19 protein-coding genes are annotated in these 17,656 nt (G+C 52.7%); 14 read left to right on the plus strand and 5 right to left on the minus strand.

Translation table 11 applies throughout. The features are described 5' to 3' along the window. Positions 1 to 22 precede the first annotated feature (22 nt). Entirely contained in the window at positions 23 to 673 is a 651-nt protein-coding gene (locus tag AKG09_RS05260; protein WP_009116584.1) for a response regulator transcription factor, read from the minus strand. Further along, positions 670 to 2,556, minus strand: a complete 1,887-nt coding sequence (locus AKG09_RS05265) for a type IV pili methyl-accepting chemotaxis transducer N-terminal domain-containing protein (RefSeq protein WP_054618425.1) — start codon at positions 2,554 to 2,556, stop codon at positions 670 to 672. The genes AKG09_RS05260 and AKG09_RS05265 overlap by 4 nt, the downstream gene beginning before the upstream one ends. A 154-nt stretch (positions 2,557 to 2,710) precedes the next feature. Between AKG09_RS05265 and AKG09_RS05270 the strand changes: the two genes are divergently transcribed. Genes AKG09_RS05270 through glp form a run of 4 tightly spaced genes read left to right on the plus strand, consistent with a single transcriptional unit; the run spans position 2,711 to position 5,181 of the window. Then, a complete protein-coding gene (locus AKG09_RS05270; RefSeq protein ID WP_054618426.1) occupies positions 2,711 to 2,959 on the plus strand; it encodes a MoaD/ThiS family protein in 249 nt (82 codons plus the stop codon). Between the two features lie 2 nt (positions 2,960 to 2,961). Beyond that, entirely contained in the window at positions 2,962 to 3,420 is a 459-nt protein-coding gene (locus AKG09_RS05275; protein WP_054618427.1) for a molybdenum cofactor biosynthesis protein MoaE, read from the plus strand. Next, positions 3,411 to 3,992 carry a molybdenum cofactor guanylyltransferase gene (locus AKG09_RS05280; protein ID WP_054618428.1) on the plus strand — a complete coding sequence of 194 codons (582 nt, stop codon included), beginning with the start codon at positions 3,411 to 3,413 and terminating at the stop codon, positions 3,990 to 3,992. The genes AKG09_RS05275 and AKG09_RS05280 overlap by 10 nt, the downstream gene beginning before the upstream one ends. Next, a complete protein-coding gene (gene glp / locus AKG09_RS05285) occupies positions 3,985 to 5,181 on the plus strand; it encodes a gephyrin-like molybdotransferase Glp (protein WP_054618429.1) in 1,197 nt (398 codons plus the stop codon). Before AKG09_RS05280 ends, glp begins: the two co-directional genes overlap by 8 nt. Positions 5,182 to 5,258: 77 nt before the next feature. Here the strand turns inward: glp and nadC are convergent, their stop codons facing one another. Genes nadC through AKG09_RS05300 form a run of 3 tightly spaced genes read right to left on the minus strand, consistent with a single transcriptional unit; the run spans position 5,259 to position 7,737 of the window. Beyond that, on the minus strand, positions 5,259 to 6,131 hold the full coding sequence (gene nadC / locus AKG09_RS05290) for a carboxylating nicotinate-nucleotide diphosphorylase (RefSeq protein WP_054618430.1): 873 nt from the start codon (positions 6,129 to 6,131) through the stop codon (positions 5,259 to 5,261). Between the two features lie 45 nt (positions 6,132 to 6,176). Next, complete coding sequence (locus tag AKG09_RS05295; RefSeq protein ID WP_054618431.1) at positions 6,177 to 6,773, minus strand: DJ-1/PfpI family protein; 597 nt, start codon at positions 6,771 to 6,773, stop codon at positions 6,177 to 6,179. 22 nt (positions 6,774 to 6,795) lie between these two features. Next, positions 6,796 to 7,737: a hypothetical protein gene (locus tag AKG09_RS05300; RefSeq protein ID WP_054618432.1), complete on the minus strand. Its 942-nt coding sequence runs from the start codon at positions 7,735 to 7,737 to the stop codon at positions 6,796 to 6,798. Positions 7,738 to 7,901: 164 nt separating this feature from the next. Here AKG09_RS05300 and nadA point away from each other — a divergent pair, with 164 nt between their 5' ends. From nadA to AKG09_RS05350, 10 genes are all read left to right on the plus strand, one after another. Then, positions 7,902 to 9,020, plus strand: coding sequence for a quinolinate synthase NadA (gene nadA, locus AKG09_RS05305; RefSeq protein WP_054618433.1), 1,119 nt, complete (start codon positions 7,902 to 7,904; stop codon positions 9,018 to 9,020). Then, positions 9,020 to 10,522, plus strand: a complete 1,503-nt coding sequence (nadB, locus tag AKG09_RS05310) for an L-aspartate oxidase (RefSeq protein WP_054618434.1) — start codon at positions 9,020 to 9,022, stop codon at positions 10,520 to 10,522. The genes nadA and nadB overlap by 1 nt, the downstream gene beginning before the upstream one ends. 314 nt (positions 10,523 to 10,836) lie before the next feature. Beyond that, positions 10,837 to 11,787 carry a cation diffusion facilitator family transporter gene (locus AKG09_RS05315; RefSeq protein WP_054618435.1) on the plus strand — a complete coding sequence of 317 codons (951 nt, stop codon included), beginning with the start codon at positions 10,837 to 10,839 and terminating at the stop codon, positions 11,785 to 11,787. Positions 11,788 to 11,846: 59 nt separating this feature from the next. After that, positions 11,847 to 12,497, plus strand: a complete 651-nt coding sequence (locus tag AKG09_RS05320; protein WP_054618436.1) for an HAD family hydrolase — start codon at positions 11,847 to 11,849, stop codon at positions 12,495 to 12,497. Positions 12,498 to 12,508: 11 nt separating this feature from the next. After that, positions 12,509 to 13,114 carry a recombination mediator RecR gene (gene recR, locus AKG09_RS05325; protein WP_054618437.1) on the plus strand — a complete coding sequence of 202 codons (606 nt, stop codon included), beginning with the start codon at positions 12,509 to 12,511 and terminating at the stop codon, positions 13,112 to 13,114. Between the two features lie 58 nt (positions 13,115 to 13,172). Continuing rightward, positions 13,173 to 14,243, plus strand: a complete 1,071-nt coding sequence (locus AKG09_RS05330; protein ID WP_054618438.1) for an AI-2E family transporter — start codon at positions 13,173 to 13,175, stop codon at positions 14,241 to 14,243. 139 nt (positions 14,244 to 14,382) lie between these two features. After that, positions 14,383 to 14,889, plus strand: coding sequence for a hemerythrin domain-containing protein (locus AKG09_RS05335; protein WP_054618439.1), 507 nt, complete (start codon positions 14,383 to 14,385; stop codon positions 14,887 to 14,889). A 131-nt stretch (positions 14,890 to 15,020) separates the two neighbouring features. Continuing rightward, positions 15,021 to 15,347 carry a YegP family protein gene (locus AKG09_RS05340; RefSeq protein ID WP_054618440.1) on the plus strand — a complete coding sequence of 109 codons (327 nt, stop codon included), beginning with the start codon at positions 15,021 to 15,023 and terminating at the stop codon, positions 15,345 to 15,347. 77 nt (positions 15,348 to 15,424) lie between these two features. After that, the gene (locus tag AKG09_RS05345) at positions 15,425 to 15,712 is read left to right on the plus strand and encodes a hypothetical protein (protein ID WP_054618441.1); all 288 of its coding nucleotides are present in this window, start codon (positions 15,425 to 15,427) and stop codon (positions 15,710 to 15,712) included. A gap of 185 nt (positions 15,713 to 15,897) precedes the next feature. Further along, positions 15,898 to 17,565, plus strand: coding sequence for an FMN-binding glutamate synthase family protein (locus AKG09_RS05350; RefSeq protein ID WP_054618442.1), 1,668 nt, complete (start codon positions 15,898 to 15,900; stop codon positions 17,563 to 17,565). Positions 17,566 to 17,656: the final 91 nt, after the last annotated feature.

Genomic DNA, 17,656 nt, shown 5'->3' on the forward strand with positions numbered 1-17,656 from the left:
AAATGCGTTTTCAGCCGGCGGTTTAGTCGGGCTGCGGCACTTTATGCTGCACCGCATACACCGCAGCTTGTACGCGGCTGCTTAATTCCAGCTTGCGCAAAATATTCTGCACGTGCACTTTAATGGTGGACTCGGCTAAATCGAGGCGGCGGGCGATGATTTTGTTGCTGTGGCCGGCAGCCAGATAACCGAGGATTTCCAGCTCACGCGGGGTCAGGCCGGCGAGTTGGTTGTTTTTAGGCGCCGGTGTCGGTGAAATGAGCGATTGAACCAGGCGGGCGGTCATTTCGGGTGAGAACACATTGTCGCCGTCAACGGCTTTGCGGATGGAATCAAGCAGAAAATCGGCATTGATGTTTTTCAACAGAAAGCCGCGAGCGCCCAAACGCATGCATTCGGTGAGATCCTCGCTGTCTTCCGATACGGTAAGCATCACCACGGTTTGCTCGGGGTTGGCATTAAGGATTTGCTCCAATGCTTCCCGCCCGTTCATCACCGGCATATCCAAATCCAGCAATACGATGTCGGGGCGTAGCTGCTCCGTGATTTTTACGCCGGCCAAGCCGTCTTCAGCTTCGCCGACAACATTGAAGTCTTCTTGGCGGGAAAGCAGGGCTTTAATGCCGCTGCGGAAAAGTGTATGGTCGTCGATCAGTACGATATTGATGCTCATGTGGCTTCTCTTTTATTCTCATGTAAAGTCAATGTGATGGTGGTGCCCTGGTCTGGTACGGACGCTATGTTTAGATCCGCATGAATTCTGCGCGCCCGCTCGTGCATAATGCCGATACCGACATGGTTGCTGCCCATAGCTTTCAGCCTTTCCGGGCTGAATCCGATGCCGTTATCATGGATGCTCAGAACGAAATCTTGGTTGTTTTGTAGGGTTATTTCAACGCTGTCTGCACGGGCGTGTTTGCGGATGTTGGACAAGCTTTCCTGCAAAATGAAGATTACTTGCAGCTGCTGCTCCGGGCTGAGCGGCAAACCATGCCCTTGCCAGGTAACCCGAGCCGGAATATGGGTTTGCTGGGTAAACCGCTTCGCCAGGGTTTCAACTGCTTCGGTAAAGTCTTTTCTGCTGACTTTTGTGCGGAAGTTTAGCAGAAGTTCGCGCACATCGTCATAGCATTCTTGCACGCCTTCTTTGATGAAATTCATATTTTCCTGAACCTGCTCCTGCTGGCCGGTTTGCATGGCGTTTTCAAGCATTTGTACTTGCAGGTTTAGAAAAGTCAGAGTTTGTGCAATGCTGTCGTGCAGGCCTTGGGCCAACAGATTGCGCTCCTGTAAAACGGCAAGCTGGCGGTTTTCTTCTATGAGCCGGATATTGGCTATGGCCAAGCCGAGCTGGTCGCATAAAGTATTCAATAAATCGGTTTCTGCGGGTTCTAATGTGGTTTCTTCTTTGAAGTAGAGCGTAAAAATGCCGATATCCTGCTCTTTATGGCGCACATGAAACACAGCCACATCTTTGAAACCGACTTTTTCACAAAGGTTGGCTTGAGCCGGTGGCTCTTTGTGGAAAAAATGCACTATTTGCTCACCGGCCCGGCTGGCTGCGTGGCCGCAAAAGCAAGCTTCCAAACGCTCGCACTGTTCGGCAGTTTGCAGATTTTCAGGCAGGCCTTTACTGGCTGCCAAGTCCATGCGGTTTCGTGTGAAATCCAGCAGGCGAACGCTGCCGGCGGACGCTGATGTTTGCGGCAGCACATGGTTGAGGAAATCTTGTGCGGCTTCTGTGGACGCATGGGTTTGGTGGAGTTGGCGGGTGGTTTGATAGAGTGTTTCCAGCTCATGGTTTTTGCGGGCAAGGTCGTGCGTTTTGCACTGAACTTCCTGCTCAAGATTGTTGTAAAGCTTTTGCAGATGAGCACCCATTTGATTGAAGCCGTCGGCAAGTTGGGCAAATTCGGCCACGCTGCCCAGCGCCACTTTTTTACCGAACCGTCCGGCTCGAATGGCTTCCACGCCCAACCGCAAATGGTTAATCGGATGGATAACCCAAGCGTAGAGTAAAACCATCATCACCGCCGCGCCAATCAACACCATAATCATCAGGCCTGTCTGAAAAAGCCGTAGCCATTCGGTGTCGCGGGCGTTTTCAAGTTCGGTTAGATGAACCAGCCGGCTGATTTCTTTAACGAAGTTTTGTAAAGTTTCAGCCGAGGCAGGTTGCTGCCCGGTTGCGGCGGCAAGCAGCATGGGGCGGGTCAGCTTTTGCCAGTGATGCACCACTTTTTCCATTTGCTCGTGAATCTCTTCTGATTCGGGTAAAAAAAGCGGGCGTTTCGGGTCTCCGTTTTGCAGGTTGGTAAGGATGCGGTCAAATTCTTGAATGTCAGGCTGAATAGTTTGCGTATCGGCACTTTTTGCGAGCTTGAAAGCCATCAGATAAGTACGCATACGTAGGCTGCCTGCATCGTTGATGGCTGCCCCCGCCCCTTCCATGCGCCAAGACAAAACAAGCGTAAAAGCAATGGATACCAAGGCTGCCGTTACGCCAAACGCGGTCAGCAGTTTCAAACGGGACGAAAGGCTGAGGTGGCTGTTCATAAGCGGGCCGTTTATAAACTTAATTAAGAATTAGGCCAAAAGTAGCATTTAAAAGAACTAGCTTCAATTCTACTAAAGAATAGGGCATCTTCCCAGCTTACGGAATTCAGGTAGAATCCGCCTGTATTTCATTTTTTCAGACAGGCATTCCAACATGATCAGCATTCTTTATTTCGGCGTATTGAAGCAGCGCCTGCAAACCGAGCAGGAAACCATCGAATGGCAGGGCGGCAGCGGCAATGATTTGCTCCGGCTGCTGCGCGCTCGCGGTGAAGAATGGAACGATGCGCTGGCTGAAGACAAAATATTCCGTATCGTGATTAATAAGCAGATTAGCCCGTGGAGCGCAGACATTCCCGACGGCGCCGAGGTGGGATTGCTGCCGCCGGTAACGGGAGGCTGAAGATGAAACTGACCGTGCGTGTGCAACAAGAAGATTTCAATTTGCAAAACGAATACGATGCGTTGCTGGAAGAAGCGGAAAATACCGGTGCGGTGGCGGCATTTGTCGGGCGGGTGCGCGACAGAGATACCGACACACCTTTGTCGCATCTTTTTCTGGAACATTATCCCGAAGTTACCGAGCATGAAATCAAACGCATTGCACATGAAGCCGACACGCGCTGGCCGCTTACCGCCTGCACCGTTATCCACCGGGTGGGGCTGCTGGGGGCAGACGATCAAATCGTGTTGGTATTAACGGCCGGCGAACACCGCAAAGCCGCATTTTCCGCGGCTGAATTTTTGATGGATTATCTGAAAACCCAAGCACCGTTTTGGAAGCAGGAACGTTTTACCGACGGGCGGGAACATTGGGTGGAAGCCAAACAAAGCGATGCCGAGGCCGCGGATAAATGGCGCTGAACGCATTAATCCTGTCAGGCGGGCAGGGCAGCCGCATGGGCGGCTGCGATAAAGGGCTGGCAACATATCAGGGCGAAGCGTTTGTCGACCATATCATTCGCCGCTTGAATTTGCCGCGGGCCCAAATTGCCGTGAGTGCCAACCGCAATCAAACGGAATATGCAAAGCGCGTGCCGCTGGTGTTTGGCGATTTGCCGGCTTATCAAAACTGCGGCCCGCTCGCTGCGTTGGCCAGCGCGGCTGAAACAGTGTTGGCTGATGCCGGTTGGTTGCTTGTCGTGCCTTGCGATACCTTGCATTTGCCGCAAGATTTATGCGGCAGGTTGGCCGAGGCGGCAAAACGAACCCCCGATTGCCGCGCTTTTTATGCCGCTACCGAAACACAGCAACATTACGGAGTGATGCTGGTACACACGGATTTGCTCGGTTCGGTTGCCGCTTATCTTGATGCGGGCGGGCGCAGCATACAAGGCTGGCTGCGTGAACAACGCGCCAGCGCCGTGCATTTTCCAAGCGAAGCCGAATTCCGAAACTACAATACCTTGCAAGATATGGAGAACCCACATGCTTGATTTTGAAACCGCGCTTACCCAATTGCTTGCCACGCATTCCTGCCGCTTGGGCAGCGAAACCGTATGCCTGTCTGAAAGCATGGGCCGGATACTGGCAGAGCCGCTGATTGCGCGCTATCCAAGCCCTTTGTTCGACAACAGCGCGATGGACGGCTACGCCGTATGCGACACTCAAGGCGGCTTGCAAGACTTTACCGTAGTCAGCCGGGTGATGGCCGGTGAAATCAGCAACACGCCTTTGCAACACGGGCAGGCCGTGCGCATTTTTACCGGTGCCGCATTGCCCCCGCAAGCCACTGCGGTGGTGTTGCAGGAAGACTGCCGTGTCGAAGGCGACAAACTGCATGTCGGAGCGACCATCAAAGCGGGGCAGCATATGCGCTTGAAAGCAGAAGAAATAAAAGAAGATGATATTTTACTGGCGCGCGGCAGCATGATGTCTGCCGCTGCCGTGAGCCTGACCGCATCGCAAGGCTGCCATGAATTGCCGGTTTACCGAAAAATGCGGGCCGTTGTGTTTTCCAGCGGCAACGAATTAACCGAACCCGGTGCCGGGTTGGGCGAAGGCAAAATTTACGATGCCAACCGCTACCAGCTGATTGCATGGCTGCGTACTTTAGGAATCGAAACCAATGATGGCGGCATACTGCCCGACGATTTAATGCAAACCCAAGCCGCTTTGCAGCAGGCGGGTGATCAATACGATGTGATTATCACCAGCGGCGGCGCGTCGGTGGGCGATGCCGATTATTTGAAACAAGCCTTGCAGAATATCGGCGAGCTTACCGAACACAGCATCGCCATCAAACCCGGCAAACCGTTTGCCTGGGGCAAAGCAGGCGGCGCGCATGTGTTTGTGTTGCCGGGCAATCCGGTTTCCGCGTTTGTAACCGGGCAGATATTGCTGCTGCCGGTGTTGAACAAATTAATGGGCAAAAATGAAGCAGATTGGCAGCTTGCAGAGTTATATGTTACCGCTGCATTTACCACCAAAAAAGCCATCAAACGCCGCGAGTTTCTGCGGGTGAGGGTGGAAACGGCCGATAACGGAGAAACCGTCGCCCGCCTGCTGCCCAACCAGGGTTCGGCTATGTTGGCTACTTGCGTGGCGGCCAATGCCTTATGCGACGTGCTGCCGAATACTTTGATAAAAGCCGGCAACAAAGTGCGCGTAGTGTTGTTGAAGTAAAAAGAATGCCTGTCTGAAAAAATGTTTAACTTCACTGATTTTCAGACAGGCATGTTCATGATTTTGGTTTCAGTGTTTCAGCTCAAAAAATCCAAGCCGATATCTAAAGCACGGCTGCTGTGCGTCAGATAGCCGAGCGCGATAAAGTCCACGCCGGTTGCGGCCACTTCGCGCAGGCGGTTGAATGTGATGCCGCCCGACGCTTCGCAGCGTGCTTTGCCGCGGCACATGGCTACGGCTTGTTTTAAAGTTTCGTTGTCCATATTGTCGAGCAGCACCAAATCCGCGCCGCCCGCCAAAGCCTGCTCCAACTGGGCTAAAGTGTCCACTTCCACCTCAACGGGAATCAGATGCCCGGCAAGCTGTTTGGCGCGTTGAACGGTTTCTTTCAGGCCGCCCGAATAGACCAAATGGTTGTCTTTAATCAGAATCGCATCGTCCAAACCCATGCGGTGGTTGCAGCCGCCGCCTGCCCGCACGGCGTATTTTTGCAGCGTGCGCAAGCCGGGAATGGTTTTGCGGCTGCAGGTAATGCGCGTTGGATAATCTTTGATTTCGGCAACGGCAGCAGCAGTCATGCCGGCAATGCCGCTGAGATGGGTCAGATAATTGAGCGCGGTGCGTTCGGCGGTGAGTAAGGCGTGCGCTGAACCTTTTACCTTAGCCAACACTTGGCCTGCCTGAATATCAGCGCCGTCTGCCGCCAAAGCCTGAAATTCAATCGAAGCATCGGTTTCGGCAAACGCCAGCCGAGCCAAATCCATACCGGCCAATACGCCGTTTTCACGGCTGACCACCGCCAATTCGGCCTGCACGCCGGCAGGAATGGTTACTGCAGACGTTACATCACCGCGTCGCCCCAAGTCCTCCAGCAAAGCCTGCCGGACAAACGGCTTCAACACCACATCGGGCAAAGGAAACAATAAAGGTGAGGTGGCAGCTTGCTGCATAGGGTTCTCCATGAATGTGTGTTCGGATACTTTTAACATCTAACATCAATCGGCAGCCAGGCGGGCGAAATCGTCCCGTTCGGGCTGGTTTTGCCAAAGGTATTCGGTGTGCGTGGCGATTTCGTGTGCCAACGGTGCGCCGTATTGGTCGGCGATAAAGCCTAATGCCATGTCCATGCCCGCCGATACGCCTGATGAAGTATAAAATGTTCCGCTGCGTACCCAGCGGGCGACGGGCTGCCAATCCACCGCGGCGTTGACGCTGCGCACCCATTCAAAGGCTTTTTTATTCGACGTGGCGCGCAGACCGTTGAGTTTGCCGGTGGCGGCCAGCAATGCCGAGCCGGTGCAGACGGCCAAGCAGTAACCCGCTTGGTCTGCCCATTGTGCTAAACGCCCGATAAATTCTTTATCATGCACCAAACCGCGCGTGCCCTGCCCGCCGGGGATAAGCAGAATACTGTTTTCAGACAGGCATTCGAGTTTCTGCGTATCGGTGTAAAAGCCTTGATGGCTGGGTATCAAGCCGCCGCTGAGGGAAACGTAATGCATGTCGGCGCCGGGAATGCGGTGCAGAAATTCTATCGGCCCCATCAAATCGAGCGTTTCGTAATCGTTGAAAAACAAGCAGTAAATATCCACAGTTTACCCTTTCAAACAGGCATTATTTGCGCAACGGCAGTTTGATGTCGGAAATCAGGCTTTCCAGCAATACGTTGTCTTTAAATCGATAAAGCTGTGCCGGACGGCCGATGCCGCCGGCAGTGTTACCCGCTATCGGTTCGATTAAATCCTGATGCTTGATCTGGCGGCGGAAGTTTTGTTTGTGCAGCCTGCGGCCGGTTAAGGCTTCGATGCTTTGCTGCAATTGCAGCAGGGTAAATTGCGGCGGCAGTAATTCGTAAATAATCGGGCGGTATTTGATTTTGGCGCGCACACGCGACATGGCGGTGGCCAATACGCGCCGGTGGTCATGCGCCATAAACTTGCCTGTTGAGGCCAAATCAAATCCTGACGACTGCTCCGGCGATTCGTGAATCAGCCCCGCTTCATACAGCAATTCGTAGCGCAGCAGCACATATTCCTCCGACCATTCGTAAGGTGCCAGCCCCCAGCACAAATTCATACGGTTTAAGCGTTCCTGCCGCCCGGCTTCCGTGTCGGCCGTATTGGCCCAGCGGCGGATATGCTGCACGATATGGGCGACGGTCTGTTCATGATCGGCACAGCAGGCGTTTTCCCACGGGAAATAGCCGTACCAGTCGCACCATTTGGCCGTGCCGCTCAAAATCGTTTCGTCGGCTTCGCGCACCAAGCCCAAATAGCTCACATACAGCACGGGCAAGCCGTGTTCGTTTTTGCGGTCGGCATCGATAAACGTGTAGAGCTGTTCCACATAACCCATAGGCTGGCCGGTTTTCTTCGCCACCCAAACGCGCACGCCCGCCTGAAGCGAACGGTGCACCGGCAGCAAAGGGCCGTTGAGCAGCAGGCTGCCGTTATCAACGGTGAGCACGCGCGGCCGGCCGCCGGTTACGGCAATCAATACCGCCACCAATTCCACCAAGCCTTCAACGCTGCCGCTTACTTCGGGAAATGAATCCATCTGCTTTGCGTCCGGTTGTTGATTGAAAACAGCATTTTACTGCATATATCGCAATGCCTGTCTGAAACCTCGTGCCGCAGATTTCTTCTTGCCTATTATACTCAATATGAGCATAATGCAAAAAAAAGAAATGTATCCGAATAAAGATTAAGAGGAATCCTGCCATGCAAACCGGCCAATACCGTGCTTTCGACTACGATGCCCCCCTGTCGAACCAGCCCACTTCCGCCTGCCAAATCCGCCAAGCGTGGGCGCGCGTGCCCGAGCCTTTGTCCCATGAAGCAACAGGCCGTCTGAAAAACGACATCCGTGATTTATTGAAACAGCACAATGCCGTATTGGTGGCGCATTATTATGTCGACCCGCTGATTCAGGATTTGGCTCTGGAAACGGGCGGCTGCGTGGGCGACTCTTTGGAAATGGCGCGCTTCGGTGCGGAACATCCCGCGCAAACGCTGGTGGTGGCCGGCGTGCGCTTTATGGGCGAAAGCGCCAAAATCCTCAGCTCCGAAAAAACCGTGTTGATGCCGGATTTAGAGGCGGAATGTTCTTTGGATTTGGGTTGTCCGGCCGATGAATTTGCCGCGTTTTGCGACCAGCATCCCGACCGCACGGTGGTGGTGTATGCCAACACTTCCGCCGCCGTTAAAGCACGCGCCGATTGGGTGGTTACTTCTTCGATTGCGCTGGAAATCGCCACGCATTTGCATCAACAGGGCAAAAAGCTGATTTGGGGCCCCGACCGCCATTTGGGCGAATACATCCGCAAAGAAACCGGCGCCGATATGTTGCTGTGGCAAGGTTCGTGCATCGTGCATAACGAATTTAAAACGTCCGAACTGGCCGCCCTCAAAGCCAAGCATCCTGAAGCCGTGGTGTTGGTGCACCCCGAATCTCCGGCAGGCGTAACCGAATTGGGCGATGTGGTCGGCTCCACCAGCAAACTCTTGAAAGCAGCCATCGAGCGGCCGGAGCATACCTTTATTGTGGCCACCGATTTAGGCATTCTGCACGAAATGCGCAAACACGCACCGCATAAAACCTTTATCGCCGCACCCACCGCCGGCAACAGCGCCACCTGCAAAAGTTGCGCGTTCTGCCCATGGATGGCGATGAACTCGCTGCAAGGTATCCGCCATGCGCTGGAAAACAAAACCGGGGAAATCCTGCTGGACGAGCAGCTGGGCAAAGCCGCCAAACTGCCGCTCGACCGCATGTTGAATTTTGCCGCCGTCTTAAAACAACCCAAGCAAAACCCTTTCAACGGAATCGGGCCTGCATAATGAACACCGAATGGGACATTATCATCGCCGGCAACGGCTTGGCCGCCTTAACGCTGGCACTCTCGCTGCCTGAAAGCTGCCGCATCGCCGTTTTGTGCAAAAACCGCCTGCAACACAGTGCCAGCAGCCATGCTCAAGGCGGCATTGCCGCCGTTTTGTATGATCCCGACACGTTGGACAGCCACGTTGCCGACACCTTAACCGCAGGAGCGGGATTGTGCGATGAAACGGCAGTGCGCGAGATTTTGGCGCAAGGCGGCCAAGCGATTGAATGGCTACTGCAATTTGACGTGCCGTTCGACCGAAATTCAGACGGCCTGCTGCATTTAACTCGCGAAGGCGGCCACAGCATGCGCCGCATCGCCCATATTGCCGACCACACCGGCAAAGCGGTAATGGAAAACCTGCATCACGCCTTACGCAACCGAGCCAATATCCATGTGCTTGAACGCCATACGGCGCTGGATGTGTTGAAAAATCCCGAAGGCTCGGCTTGCGGCTTGCGCGTGTTGTCGCAAGAAAACGGCCAGACAGCCGAATGGCACGCCCGCTATACCGTGTTGGCCGGCGGCGGCTTGGGGCAGATTTATCCGCACACCACCACGCCGCCGGAATGCACAGGCGACAGTATTGCCATGGCTTTGCGGGCAGGCTGCACCATCGAAAACGCCGAGTTTATCCAATTCCACCCCACCGGCTTGGCCTTGCCGCGCAAAACAAACGGGCGGACTTTTTTAATTTCCGAAGCCGTCCGCGGCGAAGGCGGCGTGTTGCGCAATCAACAAGGCGAACGCTTTATGCTGGGTCGGCATCCTTTGGCCGAACTGGCGCCGCGCGATATTGTCGCCCGCGCCATTGCCCGCGAAATCGCCAAGCAAAGCGAACCGTTCGTGTGGCTCGATATCAGCCACCGCCCTGCCGAATTTATCCGCAGCCACTTCCCCAGTATTTACGCCCACTGCCTGAAAAACGGCATCGACATCACCCGCGAAGCCATGCCCGTTTGCCCCGTGCAGCACTACACTTGCGGCGGCGTAGCCACCGACACTTGCGGCAGAACCCAAATCGCCAACCTGTTCTGCCTAGGCGAAGCCGCCTGCACCGGCCTGCACGGAGCCAACCGCTTGGCCAGCAATTCGCTGCTGGAATGCGTGGTAACGGCACGCAAAGCGGCTGAAATGATAGAGAAGGGCGGGAAACAGATTTTGTTGAAACGCACAGAGCCAAGCGTTCACGCACCGGCGAATCCACCCTCAAACCTGCCTGTATTCAGCCGCGAAAATCTGCACCAACTCACTGCTTCGTGCTTAGGCATTCTGCGCAATCATAACGGTTTAGCCGAAGCGCAGACCGTCTTAAACGCTTGGCTGAATACCTTACCCGAACCGCAAACCGCACGGGAATACGAAGACCGCAATCTCTTGCTGTGCGCCAAAGCCGTGGCCGATGCCGCCGCGCAACAATGCCGCAATGTCGGCGCACACTTAAATACTGATTTATAGCGAGATAGTAATAAGTGAGGCCGGCAGCGGACAAAAAGATATTCAGGTTGGGCACGAGTGTGGCGGTAAATGATCAGGATGATGGAAATGCCTGTCTGAAAAGTGGTTTTCAGACAGGCATATATTATATGCACCATCACAGTTTGAAGAATCAGCGTAATATAGAATTTCCGTTATTTTTGGGTTCAACCTTGAAGATGGCAGAAAGGTTAAATATTTAAACTTCATAATCTATTTGGTTGTATGATATGCCTGTCTGAAAAACATTTTCATCCAACCTATCGGAATAGGTTTTTGAGGTCCGGGAGGCCGCCATGTCTGCATCTCATGAACATCACCACAGCCACACAGCCAATAAGCAGGTTTTGCGCACTTCATTGATTGTTATCGGCGTGTTTATGCTGATTGAGGTGATTGGCGGTATGGTGACCAACAGCCTTGCATTGCTTTCCGATGCAGGGCATATGTTTTCCGATGCGCTTTCTTTGGGTATTTCGCTGCTGGCGATGAAGCTTGGCGAGCGTTCGGTAAACCGTTATAAAACTTTTGGTTATAAGCGTTTTGAGATTCTGGCTGCGGCGTTTAACGGGTTGACTTTACTTGTGATTTCGCTTCTGATTGCTTGGGAGGCGATCGGCCGCTTTATCCAGCCGCCTCCGGTTGCGACGACCGGCATGCTGGTGGTCAGCACGCTGGGTTTGCTGATTAATATCTGGGTGGCGTGGTATATGCTGAAAAACAGCGATACCGAGGAAAACCTCAATATGAAAAGCGCTTATCTGCATGTGTTGAGCGATTTGTTCGGTTCGCTCGGTGCGATTGCAGCGGCTTTGTTGATGATGGCGTTTGGCTGGCAGTGGGCTGATCCGCTGGCAAGCATGTTGGTGGCGGCTTTGATTGCACGAAGCGGCTGGGGCGTGATGCAGCGTGCTTCCCATATTTTGATGGAAGGTGTGCCGGCCGATGTGGATTTAGACCATATTTCCGGCATTATCCGGCAAACCGAAGGTGTGGATGCCGTGCATGATTTGCATGTGTGGAGCATCAGTAACGGCATACATGCTTTATCTTGTCATATTGTGGTGGACGGCGGTATGAGTGTCGCCGAGGCGGAGCAGATTGTTTACCGTTTGGAGCATAGCTTGGCGCACGAGAATATCCAGCATGTTACGGTGCAAACGGAGAGCAGGGTGCACCCGCACGGCGATGATTTATTATGTAAAATGCCTATTCATGAGCACCATGAACATCATCACCATCATTAATGTTAAAATGCCTGTCTAAAAAAATTCAGACAGGCATTTTACAGAAAGAATAATTCACAATGACTATCCAAGCCGTATTATTTGACCTCGACGGCACTTTAGCCGACACCGCTCTTGATCTGGGCGGCGCATTGAATTCACTGCTTCGCAAACACGGTTTGCCGGAAAAGCCGATGGAAGAAATCCGCCCCGTTGCCAGCCACGGTGCGAGCGGGTTGATTATGCTGGGTGCAGGCATCTCGACATTCCATCCGCATCATGACCGCTGGCGTAAAAACTATTTGGCCGAATACGAACAATGCTTTGATAAAGACACGGTTTTGTTCGATGGTATCAACGAATTAATCGGCAAATTGGTTGGCCGCGGTTTGAAATGGGGCATCATCACCAATAAGCCGCAAACCTTTACCGACCGCCTGGTGCCCAAGTTGGCATTTGCGGAGGAACCGGCCGTGGTGGTGAGCGGCGATACCTGCGAAGAGCCGAAACCGAGCGTAAAACCCATGCGCCATGCTTGCGCCGAACTCGGTATTCCGCCGGAAGCCTGCCTTTATGTGGGCGATGCTGAGCGTGATATGATTGCCGCCAGAAAAGCCGGTATGACATCGGTTTTGGCAGAGTGGGGCTATATCTCGCAAGACGATACTGTGGAAGATTGGCCGGTGGATTTTTCCATTGAAAAGCCGCTGGATTTATTGAAACATTTATAAAACCAAAGATAATGACCCGTAAACCCGATGCGTTTGGCCGCCTGATTAATGCTTTGAAAACATTGCCCAATGTAGGCCCCAAATCCGCTCAGCGCATGGCTTACCAGCTTTTGCAGCATAACAGGGAAGGCGCAGCCGAACTGACGGCCGCATTGCAGTACGCGCTCAAGCAGATTCGGCACTGCCGCCTGTGCAATACATTCTGCGAAGATGAAATCTGCCCCATCTGCGCCGATGCCGAGCGCGACCCGCGCCGTTTGATGATTGTGCATATGCCTGCCGACGTGGCGGGCATGGAAGCCGCGCGCTGCCACGACGGGCTTTATTTTGTATTGATGGGGCAGGTTGATCCCGCTCAGGGCATGGATTTAACGCATATTGCGCTCAACCCTTTAATCGAAAGGCTGAAAAACAGCGAGGTTGAAGAAATCATCATTGCCACTAATTTCACTGCCGAAGGCGATGCCACGGCTTATGTATTGTCTGAATTATTTAAAAACCTGCCGTATAAAGTGAGCCGCCTTTCCCGCGGCATACCGCTGGGTGCCGAGCTGGAATATGTGGATGCGGGCACACTGGCGCAGGCTGTGTATGAGCGGCGGCAGTTAAAAGATTAAACACACCATGCCTGTCTGAAACAGTTTTCAGACAGGCATTTCAAACGAAGGAAAATTTATGTATCAAAAGAGAGCGCGCCCGATAAGGCCATGGATTATCATGTGCGTGGTGTTGATATTGTTTGTGTGGCTGCTTTATGCCTTGGGCAATATTCTGACGCCTTTTATCGTTGCCGCTGTGATGGCTTATATCCTGAACCCGCTGGTGGAAAAGCTGCGCAACCGTGGTGTTAAACGCGGCTTGGCTTCCATGCTGGTTATGGTGTCGGCTTTGGTGTTGCTGCTGGCTTTGGTGCTGGTGATTGTGCCGATGCTGATTAATCAGTTCAACAATATGCTGGAGCGGCTGCCGCAAATCGTGAATTTTATTCAACACAAGATATTGCCTTGGCTGAACAATATGGTGGGCGACAGGGTGACCATCAACACTCATACCGTAGCGGTGTGGCTGCAATCGCAAACCGGAGAGTTGAGCAAAGCATTGAAACAGGCTGCCCCCGCGCTTATGCGGCAAAGCGGCAATGTGGTAATGGGTTTGAGCAATTTGCTGCTGTTGCCTTTCCTATTGTATTACTTCCTGCTCGACTGGCAGCGCTGGTCGCACGGTATCCGGGCGTTGGTGCCGCGCCGCTTTATCGAAAGCTACATACGGATTGCCGGCAATATGGATAAAGTGTTGAGCGAGTTTTTGCGCGGCCAGCTGATGGTTATGCTGATTATGGGCTTGGTTTACGGACTAGGCCTGATGCTGGTGGGGCTGGATTCGGGTTTCGCCATCGGCATGATTGCCGGTATTCTCGTGTTTGTGCCTTATTTAGGCGCATTCACCGGTTTGCTGCTGGCTACCGTTGCCGCTTTGCTTCAATTCGGTTCTTGGCAAGGGCTGTTGATGGTGTGGGGCGTGTTTGCAGTGGGTCAATTTTTGGAAAGCTTTTTCATCACGCCGAAAATTGTGGGCGACCGCATCGGCCTATCGCCTTTCTGGGTAATCTTCTCTCTGATGGCATTTGGCCAGTTGATGGGATTTGTCGGCATGCTGGTCGGCCTGCCTCTTGCCGCGGTAACTCTGGTGTTGCTGCGCGAAGGTGCGGATGCTTATTTCGGCAGCCGCTTTTACAAACACAAATAAACCATGCACTTTAAAATATTTTCAGACAGGCATATGCCTGTCTGAATTTTTTTGTCGGCTTAACTATATATCTTTGGAAGGATTAACCTCCATTACTTTTATCTGTAAAGTAACAGGGAATCAGAAAAAGGATGTCATGATGAATTTATTCGACACACGCAACGTTACCTTTGCCGAGCCGATAGAAATGCTTTACGCCTGCCACGAAAAAGTGCGCCGCTTTTGCAGCCAGCTAAATATGCTGCTTGCTTATATTGCCGAAAATGGTTTCAACGAAATTGCGGAACAAGCCGTTAAGCAAATTGTCCAATATTTTACCGTCGCCGCGCCGCTGCACCATCAAGACGAAGAGCAGGATTTTTTTCCGCTGCTGCTCAAATACGCGCCCCAAGCACAAAGCAGCATCGAAGAGTTGGAAAAACAGCACGAAAGCCTGCATGAAAACTGGTTGGCATTGCATGAAGAACTTGTCCGGCTTAAAACCAACCCGCAACATATTCCAAACGAGCATCTGATAAAACGCTTTACCGATGGGTATGCGGCCCACTTGGCGGTGGAAGAGCCTTTATTCGAAATGGGCAAACAACATATTCCTACCGGAGAGTTGGCTGAAGCGGGCAAACAAATGGCAGCACGCAGGGTGTAAATTATCCGGAGATGATTCATTTTTCAGCGGTTATGTTTTTTGGGTTTATTGACAAGCAGTATCCCGGTTGATTATAGTTTGCCGCAAAAGTTGGTTGATGATGAACGTACTTTATAACAAAGGAGTAAATTATGGCGACATTTGAATTGAAAAAAAACGATGCAGGTGCATACCATTTCAACTTTGTGGGTGCCGAAGGAAAAACCATTCTGCGCAGCGAGCAATACAGTAGCAAAGCCGCAGCGCAAAACGGCATAGAATCAGTGCGTAAGAATGCCGATCAAGAAGGGCGCTACGAATTGAAAGAGAGTAGCTCGGGCCAATTCTACTTCAACTTGAAAGCGGCCAACGGCCAAATTATCGGCACCAGCATGATGTATGCCGACAATGCCGAGCGGGAAAAGAAAATTGCAGAAGTGAAACAAGGCGCAGCAAAAGCAAGCGTAATGGAAGTTTGATGAGCAGTTATTTCGAGTGGGGCCTGTCTGAAAATAAATTCAGACAGGCTTTGGTTTTTGCAATATAAGGAAACACAATGAAGCAAAACAAAAAATTATGGCTGTTATGCCTAGCCGCAGCATTAAGCTTGGGCGCTTGCGGCGGCAACGAAGATTCAGACCGCGACGACAGGGGTTCAAAATACGAACGCGAAGCCGACGATAGAGATCGGGAGGATCACAACCGCCGTGATAGCGATGACGATAGAGAGCGCCATGATGACGATCGTGATGACGACAGAGACAGAAAATATGACCGCGATAGAGACGATGACCGCGATAGAGATGATGATAGAAACGACAAGCGTCGCGATAAAGACGATTAACCGCTAAGCAGCCACGACACAATGCCTGTCTGAAAAGCCTAGGCTTTTCAGACAGGCATGATTGTTCGCCATATAAGCCTGCCGCTTATACTGAGCAGTTATCCATTTATACCGCCATAGCGTATAATCTTAAAGTGATACACAACCATAACCTACTCATTATTATCTACATTTTAGGAACTTGCATGTTACAAGGCGAACACAAACCCACTAACACCCATTCCGCAAACTACGGCTTTCTGATTATGCCGCGTTACGGTTTATTTTGGCTGTTTATCGCTTTAACCGTCATCAGCCTGCTATGGCAGATTTGGTGGCTTTTTATCATATCGCTCTCATTTACTGCGCTCGGTATCCACGACGTTACCCAGAAACGCCGCGCCATCTTGCGCAACTATCCAATTGGCGGCCATATCCGATTCTTATTGGAAAACTTCCGCCCCGAAATCCGCCAATATTTTCTGGAAGACGACCAAGAACAAGTGCCGTTTTCGCGCCAGCAGCGCTCGCTCGTGTACCAACGCGCCAAAAATTTAGACAGCACCACCGCATTCGGCAGCATCAACGACCTCAACAAAACCGGCAGCGAATGGTTTCTCCATTCCGGCAACAGCCATAAAATCAGCGACAGCAAATTCCGCGTACACGTGGGCAACGAGCGCTGCCTGCAACCCTACGACTTATCCGTGTTCAACATTTCCGCCATGAGCTTCGGCGCACTTTCCGCCGCCGCCATCGAAGCCCTCAACAAAGGCGCCAAAATGGGCGGCTTCGCCCACGACACAGGGGAAGGCAGCATCAGCCCCTATCACCAAAAACACGGCGGCGACCTGATTTGGGAGCTGGGCACAGGCTATTTCGGCTGCCGCGACGAACAAGGCAACTTCAATCCCGAAACCTTCGCTAAGCGCGCCGCACTCGAGCAAGTGAAAATGATCGAAATCAAGCTTTCACAAGGCGCCAAACCCGGCAAAGGCGGCGTGTTGCCCGCATCCAAAATCACCGAAGAAATTTCCAAAACCCGCGACGTGCCCATGGGCATAGACTGCATTTCCCCGCCCAGCCACCCCGCATTCTCCACCCCGCGCGAACTGGTTAAATTCTGGCAGCAGCTGCGCGAACTTTCCGGCGGCAAACCTGTAGGCTTCAAGCTTTGCATAGGTATGCCGTGGGAATTTATGGCCATCGTCAAAGCCATGATGGAAGAAGACAATTATCCCGACTTCATCGTGGTTGACGGCGCAGAAGGCGGCACCGGTGCCGCGCCCGTAGAATTTATGGATTCACTCGGCATGCCGCTGGTCGACGCCCTGATTTTCGTACAAAATACTTTGGTCGGCGCAGGCATCCGCGACAAAATCAAAATAGGCGTGAGCGGCAAAATCGTGAGCGGCTTCGACATCGCCAAAATGATGAGCCTCGGCGCCGACTGGTGCAACAGCGCCCGCGGTTTCATGTTCGCCGTAGGCTGCATCCAATCCCGCTCCTGCCACACCAACAAATGCCCCACAGGCGTAGCCACCCAAGATCCGTCGCGCCAGAAAGCCCTGGACGTGCCCGACAAATCCGAGCGCGTGAAAAACTTCCACGCCAACACCCTCAAAGCACTGGCCGAAATCGTAGGCAGCACAGGCCTAACCCATCCCTCGCAGCTCAAACCGCACCACATCGTGCGCCGTCAGCCCGACGGCTGGATCAAACTCCTGTCTGAACACTACCAATTTATCGAACCCGGCTCGCTGATTACAGGACACTGCGGCCGCCCCATTCTCGACCGCATGTGGAAACTCGCCGATCCCGACAGCTTCCAAGCCATGGGCATTGCTGATGAAATTATTAAAGGCGAAGATTGATTTAAGCCGTATAGCCGCCCCGCTTACATTGTAAAAGCCCGAGTATGACGAGTGTACTATTTTGAAGTTGATTAAACCCATCGCTTAAAAA

Origin of the sequence: Neisseria sp. 83E34 (assembly GCF_001308015.1) — a bacterium.
GTDB lineage: Bacteria > Pseudomonadota > Gammaproteobacteria > Burkholderiales > Neisseriaceae > Neisseria.

What these genes read in the sequence shown, in the direction of transcription:
- AKG09_RS05350 (WP_054618442.1), top strand. Translation starts at nt 15,898, where the DNA reads ATGTTACAAGGCGAACACAAACCCACTAACACCCATTCCGCAAACTAC.
- AKG09_RS05280 (WP_054618428.1), top strand. Translation starts at nt 3,411, where the DNA reads ATGGCGCTGAACGCATTAATCCTGTCAGGCGGGCAGGGCAGCCGCATG.
- AKG09_RS05320 (WP_054618436.1), top strand. Translation starts at nt 11,847, where the DNA reads ATGACTATCCAAGCCGTATTATTTGACCTCGACGGCACTTTAGCCGAC.
- AKG09_RS05345 (WP_054618441.1), top strand. Translation starts at nt 15,425, where the DNA reads ATGAAGCAAAACAAAAAATTATGGCTGTTATGCCTAGCCGCAGCATTA.
- AKG09_RS05265 (WP_054618425.1), bottom strand. Translation starts at nt 2,556, where the DNA reads ATGAACAGCCACCTCAGCCTTTCGTCCCGTTTGAAACTGCTGACCGCG.
- recR (WP_054618437.1), top strand. Translation starts at nt 12,509, where the DNA reads ATGACCCGTAAACCCGATGCGTTTGGCCGCCTGATTAATGCTTTGAAA.
- AKG09_RS05270 (WP_054618426.1), top strand. Translation starts at nt 2,711, where the DNA reads ATGATCAGCATTCTTTATTTCGGCGTATTGAAGCAGCGCCTGCAAACC.
- nadB (WP_054618434.1), top strand. Translation starts at nt 9,020, where the DNA reads ATGAACACCGAATGGGACATTATCATCGCCGGCAACGGCTTGGCCGCC.
- nadC (WP_054618430.1), bottom strand. Translation starts at nt 6,131, where the DNA reads ATGCAGCAAGCTGCCACCTCACCTTTATTGTTTCCTTTGCCCGATGTG.
- AKG09_RS05330 (WP_054618438.1), top strand. Translation starts at nt 13,173, where the DNA reads ATGTATCAAAAGAGAGCGCGCCCGATAAGGCCATGGATTATCATGTGC.
- glp (WP_054618429.1), top strand. Translation starts at nt 3,985, where the DNA reads ATGCTTGATTTTGAAACCGCGCTTACCCAATTGCTTGCCACGCATTCC.
- AKG09_RS05340 (WP_054618440.1), top strand. Translation starts at nt 15,021, where the DNA reads ATGGCGACATTTGAATTGAAAAAAAACGATGCAGGTGCATACCATTTC.
- AKG09_RS05260 (WP_009116584.1), bottom strand. Translation starts at nt 673, where the DNA reads ATGAGCATCAATATCGTACTGATCGACGACCATACACTTTTCCGCAGC.
- AKG09_RS05335 (WP_054618439.1), top strand. Translation starts at nt 14,383, where the DNA reads ATGAATTTATTCGACACACGCAACGTTACCTTTGCCGAGCCGATAGAA.
- AKG09_RS05275 (WP_054618427.1), top strand. Translation starts at nt 2,962, where the DNA reads ATGAAACTGACCGTGCGTGTGCAACAAGAAGATTTCAATTTGCAAAAC.
- nadA (WP_054618433.1), top strand. Translation starts at nt 7,902, where the DNA reads ATGCAAACCGGCCAATACCGTGCTTTCGACTACGATGCCCCCCTGTCG.
- AKG09_RS05315 (WP_054618435.1), top strand. Translation starts at nt 10,837, where the DNA reads ATGTCTGCATCTCATGAACATCACCACAGCCACACAGCCAATAAGCAG.
- AKG09_RS05300 (WP_054618432.1), bottom strand. Translation starts at nt 7,737, where the DNA reads ATGGATTCATTTCCCGAAGTAAGCGGCAGCGTTGAAGGCTTGGTGGAA.